Origin of the sequence: Paenibacillus sp. BSR1-1 (assembly GCF_030403775.1) — a bacterium.
Lineage (GTDB): Bacteria > Bacillota > Bacilli > Bacillales > Cytobacillaceae > Neobacillus.
On sequence record NZ_JAQMWQ010000040.1, the window covers coordinates 14,555 to 30,198 of the forward strand.

The 15,644-nt window shown below is 40.1% G+C and carries 13 protein-coding genes and 1 riboswitch; of the genes, 6 read left to right on the top strand and 7 right to left on the bottom strand.

The window, feature by feature from the left end:
* Positions 1–26 precede the first annotated feature (26 nt).
* Together PH210_RS29190 and PH210_RS29195 are read right to left on the bottom strand one after the other, a co-directional pair.
* Positions 27–992, bottom strand: a complete 966-nt coding sequence (locus PH210_RS29190) for a LacI family DNA-binding transcriptional regulator (protein ID WP_289990192.1) — start codon at positions 990–992, stop codon at positions 27–29.
* 17 nt (positions 993–1,009) lie between these two features.
* Entirely contained in the window at positions 1,010–1,717 is a 708-nt protein-coding gene (locus PH210_RS29195; RefSeq protein ID WP_289990195.1) for a polysaccharide deacetylase family protein, read from the bottom strand.
* Between the two features lie 116 nt (positions 1,718–1,833).
* Positions 1,834–1,933: riboswitch (purine riboswitch) on the top strand.
* Positions 1,934–1,990: 57 nt separating this feature from the next.
* Here PH210_RS29195 and add point away from each other — a divergent pair.
* Positions 1,991–2,983 (top strand): adenosine deaminase, encoded by a 993-nt coding sequence (add, locus tag PH210_RS29200; RefSeq protein ID WP_289990196.1) that lies wholly within the window; start codon positions 1,991–1,993, stop codon positions 2,981–2,983.
* A 32-nt stretch (positions 2,984–3,015) separates the two neighbouring features.
* Here the strand turns inward: add and PH210_RS29205 are convergent, their stop codons facing one another.
* The 4 genes from PH210_RS29205 to PH210_RS29220 form a co-directional block, all read right to left on the bottom strand.
* Positions 3,016–3,930, bottom strand: a complete 915-nt coding sequence (locus PH210_RS29205; RefSeq protein WP_223594304.1) for a pseudouridine-5'-phosphate glycosidase — start codon at positions 3,928–3,930, stop codon at positions 3,016–3,018.
* Between the two features lie 2 nt (positions 3,931–3,932).
* Complete coding sequence (locus tag PH210_RS29210) at positions 3,933–5,024, bottom strand: carbohydrate kinase (RefSeq protein WP_289990215.1); 1,092 nt, start codon at positions 5,022–5,024, stop codon at positions 3,933–3,935.
* A gap of 45 nt (positions 5,025–5,069) precedes the next feature.
* Positions 5,070–6,143 (bottom strand): BMP family lipoprotein, encoded by a 1,074-nt coding sequence (locus tag PH210_RS29215; RefSeq protein WP_289990199.1) that lies wholly within the window; start codon positions 6,141–6,143, stop codon positions 5,070–5,072.
* A gap of 212 nt (positions 6,144–6,355) precedes the next feature.
* A complete protein-coding gene (locus PH210_RS29220) occupies positions 6,356–8,029 on the bottom strand; it encodes a ribonuclease J (protein ID WP_289990201.1) in 1,674 nt (557 codons plus the stop codon).
* Positions 8,030–8,208: 179 nt separating this feature from the next.
* Here PH210_RS29220 and PH210_RS29225 point away from each other — a divergent pair, with 179 nt between their 5' ends.
* From PH210_RS29225 to PH210_RS29240, 4 genes are all read left to right on the top strand, one after another.
* Positions 8,209–10,416, top strand: coding sequence for a sensor histidine kinase (locus tag PH210_RS29225; RefSeq protein WP_289990203.1), 2,208 nt, complete (start codon positions 8,209–8,211; stop codon positions 10,414–10,416).
* A complete protein-coding gene (locus tag PH210_RS29230) occupies positions 10,397–11,044 on the top strand; it encodes a response regulator transcription factor (protein ID WP_289990205.1) in 648 nt (215 codons plus the stop codon). The genes PH210_RS29225 and PH210_RS29230 overlap by 20 nt, the downstream gene beginning before the upstream one ends.
* 982 nt (positions 11,045–12,026) lie before the next feature.
* Positions 12,027–12,896 (top strand): DUF8832 domain-containing protein, encoded by an 870-nt coding sequence (locus tag PH210_RS29235; RefSeq protein ID WP_289990207.1) that lies wholly within the window; start codon positions 12,027–12,029, stop codon positions 12,894–12,896.
* Positions 12,897–12,983: 87 nt separating this feature from the next.
* Positions 12,984–14,033 (top strand): flavin-containing monooxygenase, encoded by a 1,050-nt coding sequence (locus PH210_RS29240; RefSeq protein ID WP_483312156.1) that lies wholly within the window; start codon positions 12,984–12,986, stop codon positions 14,031–14,033.
* A 311-nt stretch (positions 14,034–14,344) separates the two neighbouring features.
* Here the strand turns inward: PH210_RS29240 and PH210_RS29245 are convergent, their stop codons facing one another.
* The gene (locus PH210_RS29245; RefSeq protein WP_289990209.1) at positions 14,345–14,539 is read right to left on the bottom strand and encodes a hypothetical protein; all 195 of its coding nucleotides are present in this window, start codon (positions 14,537–14,539) and stop codon (positions 14,345–14,347) included.
* Between the two features lie 262 nt (positions 14,540–14,801).
* Between PH210_RS29245 and PH210_RS29250 the strand changes: the two genes are divergently transcribed.
* Positions 14,802–15,242, top strand: a complete 441-nt coding sequence (locus PH210_RS29250; RefSeq protein ID WP_289990211.1) for an SRPBCC family protein — start codon at positions 14,802–14,804, stop codon at positions 15,240–15,242.
* Positions 15,243–15,644 lie beyond the last annotated feature (402 nt).

Sequence of the window (15,644 nt, forward strand, 5' to 3'; positions counted from 1 at the left end):
ACTTGCAGCCACTTATGACTGCAAGTCTAAACAGTTTTACGCTCAATTAGTTTCACGGGTATTTCATCATAGACAATCTTGCTGTTTTGTCTTATCGCATGTTGAAACAGTTTTCTCCCAATATCCACCAGCGGGATCTCGATTGTCGTGATATTCATCATTTTCGCGATAGGCTGGTTATTGAAGCCAATGATGGCAAGGTCTCCGGGAATAGAAAGGTTTCGGTTTTGGGCGCACATGACAATGCCGGCAGCGACATCATCATTGGTCACCAATAAGGCAGTAGGAGGATCAATCATTTGTGTTATTCGGTGAATGACTTGTTCCCCATCTTCAAAATGAAGACAATGATTAAAAATATAATCATGCTCATAGGGTAAATGATGGTTCGCTGTAAATTCCTTAAACGCCATTTCTCTCTGTTTGCTATTTGTACCAGATCGCCGGCCAATACAGTAGCCAATTTTTCTATGCCCCTTTTGAAATAAATAGTCGAAGGCGAACAGGAAGGCTTTGTAATGATCCACAAAGGTAGAAGGGACGTTTTTCCCTCGTGTATCTTCACATAAAATAATGGGTCCATATGGCAGGTATTCTTCGATAGTCTGCCAATCGCACTTTCTTGAACAAATAATTAACGCATCAATTTGCTTTTGTTTTAACATTTGCATGGCTTCCAGTTCTCTGGATTCCATGTAGTTTGTTTGAATTAAAACCAGTTTATAGTTGTTTTCTAAGGCTTCGACTGACATTCCTTTTATAAGCAAGTAAAAATAAGGATGCTCAATAAAAGGAACTACCACACCAATAAGGAAAGTCTTACCCATACTTAAATGGACGGCATTAATATTTTGCTGGTAGTTACTTTGCTTGATGGCATCAAAAACAGCATTCCGTTTCTCCTCGCTCACATATGGATGATTATTTAGCACACGGGACACCGTCGTTACTGATACTCCAGCCATTTTTGCCAAATCTCTAATGTTTGTCATTTCATCACCTTTTAAACTCAGTTGCTTCCCATTTCTTGAAGTTCATTAACGGTTACAAACCTATAACCTTCGTCCGATAGGGTCTTTAATATACCTTCAATGGCCTCTAGCTCATTGCCCGTGCGATCATACATTGGATGCATCAGGATAATCGAACCTGGTTTAATATGATCCGCTACATACTTCACTTTATCAGAGGCAGTGGTGTAGTAGGTATCCGGCTCAAGATTCCAAGTAATCGTATCTCGATTATGTTTACTTAAGTAAAAGGGAAGCCCGAATAATTTTTTCCCGTTTGGCGGACGAAAATCGATTTCTCCTTTATACCCCGCCTTCCGTAATAATCGATCAGTTTTTTCAATTTCATCTTTGATATATGAAGGAGATTTAAAGATCATTCGATTATGGGAATAAGTATGATTGCCAACCTGGTGGCCCGCTTTCACAATCATTGCTGCCTCTTCAGGAGATTTCTCGATCTCGTTACCAATTAGAAAAAAGGTAGCCTTCGCATTGTATTTTTTTAATAAAGGAAGGATTTGCTCGACATTTTTGGTAGGACCATCATCAAACGTTAGGGCAACCACTTTTTGATTGGTCTCCACTTGATTGGTTAAGCCGCCGAATAGCTGAAATGTTCTAGCATTCATTAATTTATAAGTGCCAAATAAAAATAGGAAAATAATAAAAATGGCTACTCCAATAGAGAGTATTATTTTTTTCATAAAGTCTGCCTTTCTTATTCTTAATATTGTTATAAAAATTATAGCAGAATGCGCTGGTAAACATTACTTGTTTGGATGAGCTGCTTGACAATAAAAATAAATTCTATTATCCTTTATAAAAATTGATGAAAAAAATTCGTATAACTCCAATAATATGGTTTGGAGGTTTCTACCAGGAACCATTAATTCCTGATTACGAAGAAGGTACACGTAACTGTATTTTCTTCGTAATCAGGAATTTTTTTTATTTTAAAAAAATTTAGGAGGTCAACAATGAATTTCGAAACATTACCTAAAATAGAACTGCACTGCCATTTAGATGGCAGTCTTAGACCGGAAACGATTATTGAGATTGCGAAGAAAGAGGGGATTAAACTGCCTTCTTTTGATATAGATGAGCTCCAAAAGGATCTCGTTGCACCGTTAGACTGTGAATCGCTCGAAGAGTATTTGGAGAAGTTTGCAATACCCAACCTCGTCATGCAGTCAAAGGAAAATCTAAAAAGAATTACGTTTGAGCTGTTTGAAGATGCGTCTAAGGAAAATGTGAAATACATGGAGGTACGGTTTGCACCTTTACTTCATACGAAAAAAGGATTGGACGTTGAAGAAATCATCCAAAGTGTGATAGAGGGAATGAAGGATGCAGAAGCTCAATTCGATATTAAGGGAAATATAATCCTGTCATGCATGAGAACGATGTCTCCGGAAAGTGCTTTTGAGGTTGTTGAAAAAGGAAAGAGATTTCTAGGTAAAGGGGTTGCGGCGATCGATTTATGTGCTTCCGAAGAAGCTGGATTCTCTAGAAAATTCGTGGAGCCAATCGCTCTTGCCAGAGAATATGGATACAGAGTCACTATTCATGCAGGTGAAACGGGAATCGGCGAAAATGTGCTGGAAGCCGTTGAGCTTTTAGGTGCTGAAAGAATCGGCCATGGGGTTTTTATCAGAGACTGCGAGGCGGCCTATAACATTGTGAAGGAAAAACAAGTGGTGCTGGAAATGTGCCCGACGAGCAATGTCCAAACAAAAGCAGTGAATCAATATAGTGATCATCCCATCTATGATTTCCACAAGGATGGCATCAAGGTAACCGTAAATACAGACAACAGAACCGTTTCCAATACAACGATGGCAAATGAATGCAATATCGTTTTCGAAGAATTTAATGCTAATTACGAGGAATATAAACAAATCTACATCAACAGTGTTGAAGCATCCTTTGCTGACCAAGAAACAAAGGAAAAGCTCAGAAAGTATCTATAAAAAATGGGGAGCGATCCGCTCCCCAAACTAAATTATTTCATTGCATTGAAACTAACTGCTATTTTAGCTCCAACAACGGCATTGTTTTTCACTAAAGCAATGTTAGCATCCAGACTTTTGCCTTCTGTTAAGTCTTTGACTTTGCCTAGTAAGAATGGTGTTACATCTTTACCAGAAATATGCTTTTCTTCAGCCTCTTTTAAGGCAGCTTCAATGACACCATTAATAACTTTTTCATCCATAGCAAATTCTTCAGGAATTGGGTTGGCGATAACCGCTCCGCCTTTAAGGTTTAAATCCCATTTTACTTTTAACGTAGAAGCGATTGTGTCGACATCATCAGCACGTAAGTTTAGCGCGAATTCACTACTGCGTGTATAGAAAGCAGGGAGTACGTCAGTTTGATAGCCAATAACAGGTACACCTTTTGTTTCAAGATATTCCATGGTTAACCCTAAATCTAGAATTGATTTGGCACCCGCACAAATAACCGCGACGTTTGTTTGTCCAAGCTCTTCAAGGTCTGCAGAGATATCCATTGTGGTCTCAGCACCCCGGTGCGCACCGCCAATACCGCCCGTTACGAAGATGTTAATTCCTGCAGCTTCTGCGCAAATCATGGTTGCAGCAACCGTTGTAGCCCCAAGTTTTTTGGTTGCGATTAAATAGGCTAAATCACGTCGTGATGCTTTGGCAACATCTGAACTTTTACCAAACATTTCAAGCTCTTCATCGGATAGACCGATTTTAATTTTTCCATCGATAATCGCAATAGTAGCTGGTACGGCTCCATGATCACGGACAATTTGTTCCACTTCGCGGGCAGTTTGCACATTCTGTGGATAAGGCATACCGTGAGAGATAATCGTAGACTCCAGGGCAACGATTGGTTTTCCTTGTTCCTTAGCAGCACGTACTTCTTCTGATAATGTAATATATTGTTTCATGATTATTCCTCCATGTCTTTTTGTAGTTTTTCTGCGGATAAATCCTGTCTTACGGTATAAGATGATTGAAGTGTTTTCGATGCATTAATGCTTCCGGCCTTGGCGATATCAATTAGAGATTTACCTTCTAACCAGGAGTAAATTACTGCAGAGGAAAAAGCATCTCCTGCCCCAGTTACGTCAACAATTTCCTTCGTTTCTATAGAAGGTACATGAAAAATCCCCTCTGTTTTATTCCCAATCATTGATCCTTTTTTTCCATTGGTTATGACCACGTTGGCTATCCCAAGTGATAACCACTTTTCTGCAGCATTTTTCCAATCTTCTTCATTATTAATTTCCGTATGGAAGTAGGATTCTGATTCATCCCGGTTCGTAATAAGCCATGTAACACCATCTAAATCATCAGGTAACCGATTCATCTTTGGAGAAGAAACGGGAACTAATACGATCGGAATGTCATGGCTTTTGGCGAAATGACATAAGAATTGGACCGTTTCTTTCGGACAGTTTAAATCGACCATTATACACTTCGATCGACTTAAGATGGCATCATGCTTAAGCAGTAGATCTGGTGTAATCGCCTCATACACTTCCATATCCGCTAACGCAATAATTAATTCTCCGGTCGAGTCTAATACAGCTGTGTAAGAGCCAGTCGATTTTTCAGGGAATTGGGTCACCGTCTCTAAGTTCATGTAAAGAGAGGAGGCTTCCTCAATAATTGACCAGTCCTTATCGGCGCCGCTTGTGGAGATAAGTGACACTTCTAACCCAAGCCGCCCGAGGTTTTCGGCGATATTCCGAGCAACCCCGCCTGCATTTTGTGTTGCATAAATCGGATTGGAGGTACCTAACTGGGCTTTTTCTTTGACGTGGAATTTACGGTCAATATTAGCCCCGCCGATACAAATTACGTGCTGTGATTCATTTAAAATATAAGCTCTGCCTAAGATATTTCCTTTCTTAATTAATCCAGAAATAATATTGGCAACAGAAGGCCTGGATAAACCTAATATTTGGGCAAGCTCTTGCTGTGAAACATAGGGGTTCTTGCGTATTAAATCCAAAATCGTTTGTTCTTTTTCTGTCATACTTTCAGGCACAGAAATCACCCCATTTATCTTGTAAATAAACTATTACTTTGGACTGAATGCTTTTAATTCTTCCTGTGTTTCAGGAACTTTTACTGCACCAGACTTAATCTTTTCAACCCATTCTTTGACTACAGCTTCAATTTCAGCTTTATTAGCAGCTTTTGCATTGATTGGTGCTAAGCCTACACCATCTTCTGTTAAACCGTATAACGCAACTTTTCCACCAGGGAAATTGCCAGCTTTTGTTTTGGTTGCAAGATCCTTAACGGCTACATCAACACGTTTTAAAGCGGAGGTAAGGACAACATCCTGACCCATGTCTGCTTGGTCACGGTCTACACCAATAGCCCAAATTTCTTTACTTGGATCTTTTTTCTTGCGGTCATTGGCTTCTTTGAATAAACCGACACCTGATGCTCCTGCTGCGTGGAAGATAACATCCGCTCCAGAAGAATACATTTTAGAAGCGATTGCTTGGCCAACCTCCGCCTTGTCAAATGCTCCTGCATATTGAACATCAACTTTTACCTCTGGTTTAGCCGCTTTTACTCCGGCTAAGAATCCAGTTTCGAAACGCTCGACAACAGGAATCTCCATCCCACCAATAAAACCGATATGATCGGATTTTGTTGTTTTAGCGGCTGCTATACCTGCAAGGAATCCTGCTTCTTGCTCTTTAAATAAAATACTTGCAACGTTTGGCAACTTTACTTCTGCATCGACAATCGCAAATTTAGAATCTTTTTGTTGTTTAGCAATTTCCTCAACTGCTGATGGCATTAAGAATCCGATCGCATAAACTAAATCAAATCCTTGGCGGACAAGTGTATTTAAGTTTGTAGTATAATCGGCATCCGATTTGGATTGAAGGTAATCATAGCCGCCCTTGCCTTTCTTTAAACCATTTTCTGTACCAAAATTTTTAAGACCTTCCCAAGAAGATTGGTTAAAGGATTTGTCATCAACACCGCCGATGTCAGTAACCATACCTACAGAGAAAGTCTTTTTATTATCAGTCCCGTTACCTTTACTATCATTACTTTTACCGCAAGCACCTAATAGCGTGCCCGCTGCAAGAACAAGTGATAATGCCATTCCAATTTTACGTTTTTTCAACTTATGTTCCCCCTTAGGATGATTGATTTATGAGGCAGTAATTCGCTTTAAACTTTTGTTTAAGTTATAAACTTATGTTTAAATTATACTTCGAACCATAAGAAAGGTCAACCAATTTATAATCAAAAAAGGTGTCAAAAAAAGGTGTCAGGCACCACCCGTGGACATTTGTCCACGGGTGGTGCCTGACACCGCTATACGGGGGTACTGTATCAAATTTCGATGATGATGGGGAGAATCATTGGTTTTCGCTTTGTTTGGGTGAATAAATATTGTCCGACAGATTTTTTGATGTTTTGCTTCATGACATTCCATTGATGTCTGTTTTCTTCCTGCAGGTCAGTGACGGTTTTCTTCACAAGACGATTCACTTCTTTCAGGAGCTCATCGGAATTCCTCGCATAAACAAAACCGCGGGTAATGGTGTCAGGACCTGAAATAATTTTCCGGTCTGCTTTGCTGATTGTTACAACAATCACGAGCATTCCGTCCTCAGAAAGCTGCCTCCGGTCGCGAAGCACAATTTCTCCAATATCACCGACACCCATTCCGTCTACATACGTATCTCCAGCAGGTATTCTCCTAGTCTGCCTTGCCACCCCGTTTTCAATATCAACGACATCTCCATTTTTAATAATAAAGGTATTCCCTTTCTCGACCCCAATTGCTTCAGCGAGAAGCCGGTGATGGTGCAGCATTCTAAACTCACCGTGGATCGGTATAAAATAGGTTGGTTTCATTAAAGTGAGCATCAGTTTCAAGTCCTCTTGATAGCCGTGCCCGGAAACATGCATGCCAGTTGTACTGCCAGAGCCATAAATTACTTTCGCCCCAAGTTGAAATAGGTTGTCGATGATTCTTGAAACATCCTTTTCATTTCCTGGTATCGGTGAGGCCGCTAAAATAACCGTATCTCCAGGGTAAATAGCCACGTCACGATAGTTGCCGCTGGCAAGGCGGGCAAGGGCGGCCATAGGTTCCCCCTGACTCCCTGTACAGAGAATCGCCACTTTTTCAGGAGCAAGTCGATCCACTTCAAGTGCCTCAATCAGCATTCCTTCCGGCAGATGGAGATAACCTCGTTCAATGGCGACGGAAACCACATTCACCATGCTTCTGCCTAAAAGAGCAAGCTTTCGGTTTGTTCTGATAGCGGCTTCCACGACTTGCTGAATTCGATTTACATTAGATGCAAAGGTCGATACTATGATTTTTCCTTTTGCATCCATAAATGCCTCTTCCATATGATGTCCTACCATTTGCTCTGATGGTGATAAACCAGTGCGCTCGGCGTTAGTGCTCTCCGAAATTAAGGCTAAAACCCCCTTACTGCCAATAGCGGCCATTTTATGTATATCCGCGAATTGATTATTGGCGGGCGTTAAATCAAATTTAAAGTCACCGGTATGAACGACATTCCCTTCCGGGGTATGAAAAACAATCCCGAGGCAGTCAGGAATACTGTGGCTGACACGGAAAAAGGAAACTTCAATCTCCCCCAGCTCAAGCTTGGATTCCGAATCAATCGGAATCAGTTTGGTATCTCTTTTAAGGCGATGCTCGTCCACTTTTAATTCGATTAAACCCAGAGTAAATTGGGTCGCATAAATGGGTACATTTAATTTTTTTAAAAAGTAAGGGATACCGCCGATATGGTCTTCGTGTCCATGCGTCACAATTAAGGCTCTTATTTTTTCCTGATTCTCTTCTAAGTAGGTCAAATCAGGGATGATCAAATCGATACCTAACAAGCTTTCATCGGGAAACTTACCGCCGCAGTCGACGACAATAATATCGTCACCATATTGCACCACGTACATGTTTTTACCGATTTCATTAATACCGCCCAAGGCGAAAATGGATAATGTGTTTTCATTGTTTTGCAAGTGGATACCCTCCCAATTCCCAGTGATTAACATTAGTATTCCCTTATAGAATTTCTTTATTTAGGAAGTTCTTTTAATAAATTGCGTTCCTTCCCCATAATTTTGCGTGTTTTCGATATTTTTCTTCTATTATAATGATTACTAAAGAATAGAGACGGAGAGTAAACGGGGGAGAGAGAATGAAAGATGAATCGGATCTTCTTAATGAAGAAATAAGGTACAAAATTGTGGCTGATCACACATCTGACGGTATAGTTCTTGTTGATAATCAAGCAATTGTTCGTTATGTATCACCATCCATTCAACAAATTTCAGGTTTTACTGTTCAACAATATGAGGGTATGGATGCCTTCGAAATTATTCATCCTGAGGACCGAGAATACGTCCGCTCCTTACACGTTCAAGTGGTTCAAACTAAAAGGCCAATGGATTTGGAATATCGCTTACTGAACTCACAGGGTACAACCGTTTATGTTGAGACAAAAGTTAAGCCTGTTTTCGATAGTTTTGGGGATGTGAAATATGTTGTAGCCGTCGTACGAGATATAACCGAGCGAAAAAAGACAGAGCAATTACTCGAGAATATTTTGGAAAGTGTAAACGCAGCAGTTTGGTCAACGGATAAGAACTTTTCCCGCTTAACCTTTTGCTCCGGAAGCATCGAAAAATTGGCGGGCATCCCAAGACAGGAGATTGTCAATAGTCCGATACGTATCCATGACCATATCCATCCGGAAGATAATGAGATGCTTATGGGAGAAGCGAAGGATAAATTAGATCAAGGAATGGCGGTCAATAGGGAAATCCGTTTCATCCATGTAGAAGGAGAAACAAGGTGGAATCAAATGATCATCCAACCTTATATGAATAATGTAGGCGAGATTGAACGCCTTGATGGCATAAGCTTGGATATTACCGAGAAAAAACGGTCTGAGCTGGCATTAGAAGAGAGCGAACAGCGCTATAAGTCCTTATTTGAAAATAATTTGGATGGGGTTTTTTCCATTGATTTAAATGGGGATTTTGTCAACGCTAATCGGTCCTTTGAAAAAATCTCAGGTATCGAGTTTGCTAATCTTACTGACCGGTGCTTTCTCGGGTTGATTTATGATGAGGACCATATCGATGTTTATCAAGTTCTTTCAGAGGTCATGAAAAAGAAGGAGCCAAAGGACGTCGAATGTCGGATCCTTCGGTCAAGGCATGCTGATCAGCGTATCGTTAATATTACCTTTGTTCCTATCTTCCTCTCTGGACAACTCAATGGTGTACATGGAATCGTAAAAGACATCACCCAGCGCAAAAAGGAAGAGCAGGAGTTAATCCAAAGTGAAGAAAGATATAAGTCACTCCAGCAAAGCATCAACCGTTTCTCAAACGACCTTGCCAATGTCATGAAAGTAACGGATCTAGAGAATCGGCTAGTGGATGAAGTAAAGCAGGTACTCCCCGTTACTGAAGTATCCATTGAAGAATTACCTAGAGACCATGAGGGGGTCTCGAGCGGCAAGAATGAAAAATGGGTCAAGATTACCGAAAAGGAGCAATGGATTTATTTAAGGATTGGCATCAAGCAGCCGTTGCTAAAAATAGAGGAAGAGTGGCTTGAAACAGCCGTTCATTATGTCACCATCCTTTATGATAATTTGCAGCGGACAGAAGATTTGATGAAACGTCTAGAGGAAATGGTCACTTATAACATTACCCCAAAATGGATGCTAAAACTTTTGTATAGGTTATCGGAAAAGGAACGAGCATCTCTTTCGAGCGATTTGCATGATTCTGTATTGCAGGATTTGATTATCTGGTACCGTAAGCTTGAGTCATTACGCTCCTCATCCTATTTTAATGAGGAAAAAAAAGGTGAACTGATGCAAATAGAAGAAGGCCTGCTGGATGCGATCCACCAAATCCGCATTACCTGCAATGAATTGCGGCCTCCGTTCCTCTTAAAAATGGGTCTGGTCGAATCGTTAAAAAGTCTTTTTTCATACGCTCGGATGTTTTCCAATTATGAAATTGATTTTTCGGCAGCGGACTTACAAAATCCACTGATGGAAGATCAGATACTGGGGTTGTATCGGATTGTACAAGAGCTGTTAAATAATGCGAATAAGCATTCAAAGGCGTCGAAAGTAACGATAAAGTTAACCAGTAATAAGGAAACGATTCATTTTTCTTATCGTGATAATGGGGTAGGAATGGATTTATCCGGTTATGGGGGTTCCTTTAAACATATGGGAATTGCCGGAATTGAAAACAGGGTTCTCAGTTTAGAGGGAAAAGTGGAACTATATTCTGCTCCTCAACAAGGGTTTCTAATAGATATATATATTCCAACAACTATGCAGCAAAAAGGTGATTACTATGGAAATTCTATTGGTTGATGATCATAGATCGGTTGTAGAAGGAACCAAAATGTTAATTGAAGCAGAGCCGGATATGAATGTCACGATTGAGACAGATGTCTATCTGGTTTCTGATCTGGTACGTCTTAAAAATTTTGATGTGATTCTTTTTGACTTATATATGCCAAATATAAATGGAGCTGATTTGGCACGAAAGGTGCTCGCTGATGCCCCGGACGCCATCATTCTGATATATTCAGGATTTGATATTGCGCCACATTTTAATTTGCTCATGGATTCAGGTGTCTCCGGCTTTATTTCAAAAACCTCCACTCGCGAGCAATTGGTCCAGGCAATAAGAAGTGCAGCTAGAAAAGAGGCCATCATCCCGATGCAGCTGCTGAAACAGTTGAGACGCCAAGAAATTGTTGTTCAAGGCGAGAACACCAATGAAAAGACCACCATCGGCAAAAAAGAAGAAAAACTCCTGCGCGAATTGGCGAAGGGGCATAGCAATAAGGAAATTTCCAAGACATTGCTGATCAGCCAGCGGTCATTGGAATATAGCCTGACAGAGCTTTTTCAAAAACTAAATGTGAATTCGCGTGTGGAAGCCATTAAAAAAGCGAAAAGCCTGGGGATTCTGCCAGCAGAAGATTTATATTAGGCGTGACCGGTACAATGTACCGGTCTTTTTTTTGGAAAAAAAACGATTTGATGTGCAAATTGCTGGGGGTGCTGCCGCAAAAATCTGCGGCAGTTCTCCAAAAGTGTGCGGCTGAAGAAGAATCGCGGTCACTCAGAGGAGTTCAAAGTGCCTGTCATGGTTGAAAAAGAAGAGTCGCGGTCACTCAGAGGGGTTCAGAGTGCCTGTCAAGGTTGAAAAAGAAGAGTCGCGGTCACTCAAAGGGGTTCAGAGTGCCCGTCAAGGTTGAGAAAGAAGAGTCGCGGTCACTCAGAGGGGTTCAGGGTGCCTGTGTAGGTTGAAAAAGAAGTGCCGCGGTCACTCTGAGAGGTTCAGAGTGCCTGTGTAGGTTGAAAAAGAAGTGCCGCGGTCACTCTGAGAGGTTTAGAGTGCCCGTCAAGGTTGAAAAAGAAGAGTCGCGGTCACTCAGAGGGGTTCAGGGTGCCTGTGTAGGTTGAAAAAGAAGTGCCGCGGTCACTCTGAGAGGTTTAGAGTGCCCAAGCCCTAAAACGAGTTTTCCCTATACGTCGTTATCCCTTTGGCCTTTGGTGTGATCATGAACCCGACCATATTGTTATTAGAAGCAACAACAATCATTCGTTCGTTCAGGTTTGGGTAAAGCAATATATACAATCCTCAGCTCAACCAGCCCGGTTGCACTTCTGTTTGCATGGCTTGCCATAGCATTTCTGATTCTGCCTTTGTTTTTGAAAATCACCCTAATTGCAGTAGTAATTTTTGGGGGAATCGTATTTTTACCTTTCAAAAAAGAAGTAAAAAAACCATCATTAATGACCTTAACGCATCCAGTTAAGGTTTTTCATGGTTTCTAAATAACAAGCACAGTGGGGCACCTACCACAAAATTCTGCGGTTTCACTCAAAATATCTGCGGTTTGAACGGAATAGAATCGACGTACAATGTAATCATCTAATACAGGTGAAAACCTTTAGGAGTGAAAAGGATGAGAAAATGGGCAATTGCAGGAATTCTTTACGTTACTTTAGTCGTGCTTGGATTCGGTGTTTATGATAAATGGATTGCAGATGATAAAGGAATGGCTGCTGAGTCAGACAGTCACGGATCAATGGCTCAGACGGCAGGGCACGATACCGGGGGAGAAGAGAATGGAAATCATAACGGCGATGAAAATGGAAGCAGCCATGCACATGAAGGGAATGCGCATCAGGAAGGCAGCGAAGTCAATGCGTTTGTGCAAAACAATCAAGGAAATATTAAGATTTTCCTAAAAGATAAAGCTGGAAGCCCGGTTGATGAATTAGAGGTAAATCATGAGAAGATTTTGCATCTTATTATCGTAGATGAACATTTGCAGAAGTATTACCACCTACACCCAGAACGAACTGGAAAAGGGGAATTTACAATTGAAAAAAATCTCCCTGAAGGATTTTACAAAGCTTATATTGATATAAAACCAAAGAATCTAGCATATGAGGTAGAGCCGGTTCCATTTATCGTGGGCAATCCGAGCGCTCCAGAACACGGTCATGAGCTAGTACCTGACATTAATTTTAGCAAAACGGTAGATGGTGAAACGGTAACATTAAGCATGAATTCCTTTAAGGCAGCAGAACCAGTAACATTATCCTTCGACTTAGATCAAACAAATTTGACTCCATATTTAGGGGCAATGGGGCATGTTGTGATTCTTGATGAATATGGTAAAAAGTTTCTCCATGTTCATCCAACTAATGATAAGGAACCAATTTTTGAAACTCAGTTTGAAAAGCCTGGTATCTACAAAGTTTGGGCAGAGTTCAAGCAAAATGGAAAAGTAAGAGCCTTCCCGTTTGTAATCGAAATAAAAGAATAAGCATGGAAAAATAGGAATTAGTGGAATGAATAGTATTAACTTCTGCTACTGGTAAACTGCCAGTAGTTTTGTTGGGGAGAGATATTTATGATCTATGATGTGGTGGTTATTGGTGCAGGCCAGGCGGGATTATCAATGGGGTATTACCTTATGCAAACCTCTTTAACTTTTATCATTCTTGACAACCATTCTGAGATAGGGCAAGTGTGGCGGAAAAGGTATGACTCCCTAGTATTGTTCACACCACGTGCTTATAGTAGTTTGCCAGGTTTGGGATTAGAAGGGGACCCAACCGGGTTTCCAACTAAAGATGAAATTGCTGATTACTTGGAGCGATATGCCAAAACATTTGATTTACCGATTCATTTGAACTGTCATGTTCAAAAAGTACAGAAAGAAAATGATTCCTTTATTATATTTACTGGTAACTCTATTATAAGAACAAAGAAAGTAGTCGTTGCCTCAGGGCCTTTTCAAACCCCAAATATTCCACCGTTTGCAAAAAAGCTGCCAAATCATGTTGTTCAGCTTCATTCATCGGAATATAAAAATCCATCCCAACTTAACGAAGGTTCCGTTTTAGTTGTCGGGGGCGGGAATTCTGGCGCGCAAATAGCAGTAGAAGTATCAAAATATTATGAAACGTACTTATCTATTGGATCAAAAGTTCGATTTCTTCCTTTAAGCCTTGCAGGCAAGAGTGTCTTTTGGTGGTTCGATAAACTGGGGATGTTACATGCGGACCGGGACTCTTGGATCGGGAAAAAAGTGCAAAATCAATCTGATCTAATATTTGGGTATGAACTGAAAGAGAAGATAAAAAATCGTGCGGTTAAGTTAAAGAGCAGAACAAAATCAATTGTACAAAATGAGATTGAATTTGAAGATCTTTCAACCATTAGAGTAGAGAATGTGATTTGGGCTACTGGTTTCATTCGAGATTATTCCTGGATTGATGTAAAGAATCTTGCGGGTGCTACTGTGGATGTTAAGCATCATAGAGGTATAACGGAGATTGATGGACTCTACTTCCTTGGATTGCCATGGCAGCATCGTCGGGGCTCAGCCCTTCTTTTAGGAGTAGGAGAAGACGCGGCATACATTGCGAAAAGCTTATTATCAATGAAGAAATTGTGATTCTGCCAAATGGTAGAATCTTTTTTTGTGGCTTTATGTATATAAATTGTTAAATGGGGAGTCTAAGTGACTGAAATACTTGCCGCTCCCACCTTTTGTGTTACTTAGACACTTCCTAAGTGACTGAAACGCGAGCTTCCTCCTTTTTTGGGTCATTTAAAACGGAATGGTTATTATAAAGAGCTTTATTCCAAACAAAATACTTCGAAGGACGAATTGAGATGGGCGGTGGGGTCATAATGCCAAAATTTGAAAAAACTAATCAAACGTTTGATTAGTTTTTTCATTTCGTTTTAGATTTCCAATAGAATCTAAAGCAAATTCACTTCAAATTTCTGCTTTTCTTTTTCAAGTTCTAAAGCTGAGACAATATAGGCAAATCCATTCATAAAGAGGTAAACAACATTGGATTGGATCCGTTCGGTTTCTCCTAAATAAGTATTGATAATAATGAAAACTGAATATAGAAGAACGAAAAATAAAGCGATTTTATTAAAAATGTTCATTCGTACAACCCCTTTATTGGAGATTCTTATTTTAATCATATTTTCAGGATGTCGAACTTATGCAAGCCATCAAAGTTTCACTGTGATTCAAAGAATAAATGGGTAAATTAATATATGATAAAGCTATCTGTTTTGTTCATACTGCATCTGGCGTCCTTAAAGATAGCTGGGAAAAAGACCATGCAGAAGGTAGGGAATACCTGCTTGGCACTTTGCTTAAAAAATTGTGAACAATCATAAGAGGCACTTGGGGGGAACATAATTGGTAGATGTTATTACAGAGATAAAAATTCAGCGCCCAGTTGATCACGTATCAGCATACGCAACGAATCCGGACAATGCACCAGAGTGGTATGTAAATATTCAATCAGCGGAATGGCAAACTCCAAAGCCCTTGGAAGTTGGTTCAAAAGTTGCCTTTAAAGCTCAATTTCTTGGACGTGAACTAGCTTATGTTTATGCAATTACTGAGTATATTCCTGGGAAGAAGCTTGTAATGAAAACAGTGGATGGTCCTTTTCCAATGGAGACCACCTATACGTGGGAAGCTCTATCTGACAACAGTACTTTAATGAAATTAAGGAACAAAGGAAATCCGACCGGCTTTTCAAAAATAGCTGCTCCCTTCATGTCCACCATGATGAAAAGAGCAAACAACAAAGATCTCCAGAGAATAAAGGACATTCTTGAAAATCAAAATTGATTATGTGAATTAGTGCCTGGCCCCTTAATGGTGGTCAGTTTTTTTCTGGGTAGGATATTGGACAAATTGGTTTGTTTTAAAAAAATTAAAACTGTTGTTGACAATGCTGTGGCATGATAGTAATATAGTAATTCCTGAGAGGGAAACGCCGCATTAATTGTTTCTTATTTCAGGTCTCAAAAAAACTCTTGACGAGATTAATATTCTAGTATATTATTAGTAACTGTCGCTGAGTTGATTTAAAAGTTTTTTAAAAAATAATTGACACAACGAAGTCGAGATGATATATTAATATCCTGTCTTGAAAAATTGCTCTTTGAAAACTAAACAAACAAAAACGTCAACAAACAATAATATTCGTTTCTTATTGAAACGAAGCCAACGTTTTATTTTATGAGCTAA

What these genes read in the sequence shown, in the direction of transcription:
- PH210_RS29190 (WP_289990192.1), bottom strand. Translation starts at nt 992, where the DNA reads ATGACAAACATTAGAGATTTGGCAAAAATGGCTGGAGTATCAGTAACG.
- PH210_RS29195 (WP_289990195.1), bottom strand. Translation starts at nt 1,717, where the DNA reads ATGAAAAAAATAATACTCTCTATTGGAGTAGCCATTTTTATTATTTTC.
- add (WP_289990196.1), top strand. Translation starts at nt 1,991, where the DNA reads ATGAATTTCGAAACATTACCTAAAATAGAACTGCACTGCCATTTAGAT.
- PH210_RS29205 (WP_223594304.1), bottom strand. Translation starts at nt 3,930, where the DNA reads ATGAAACAATATATTACATTATCAGAAGAAGTACGTGCTGCTAAGGAA.
- PH210_RS29210 (WP_289990215.1), bottom strand. Translation starts at nt 5,024, where the DNA reads ATGACAGAAAAAGAACAAACGATTTTGGATTTAATACGCAAGAACCCC.
- PH210_RS29225 (WP_289990203.1), top strand. Translation starts at nt 8,209, where the DNA reads ATGAAAGATGAATCGGATCTTCTTAATGAAGAAATAAGGTACAAAATT.
- PH210_RS29230 (WP_289990205.1), top strand. Translation starts at nt 10,397, where the DNA reads ATGGAAATTCTATTGGTTGATGATCATAGATCGGTTGTAGAAGGAACC.
- PH210_RS29235 (WP_289990207.1), top strand. Translation starts at nt 12,027, where the DNA reads ATGAGAAAATGGGCAATTGCAGGAATTCTTTACGTTACTTTAGTCGTG.
- PH210_RS29240 (WP_483312156.1), top strand. Translation starts at nt 12,984, where the DNA reads ATGATCTATGATGTGGTGGTTATTGGTGCAGGCCAGGCGGGATTATCA.
- PH210_RS29245 (WP_289990209.1), bottom strand. Translation starts at nt 14,539, where the DNA reads ATGAACATTTTTAATAAAATCGCTTTATTTTTCGTTCTTCTATATTCA.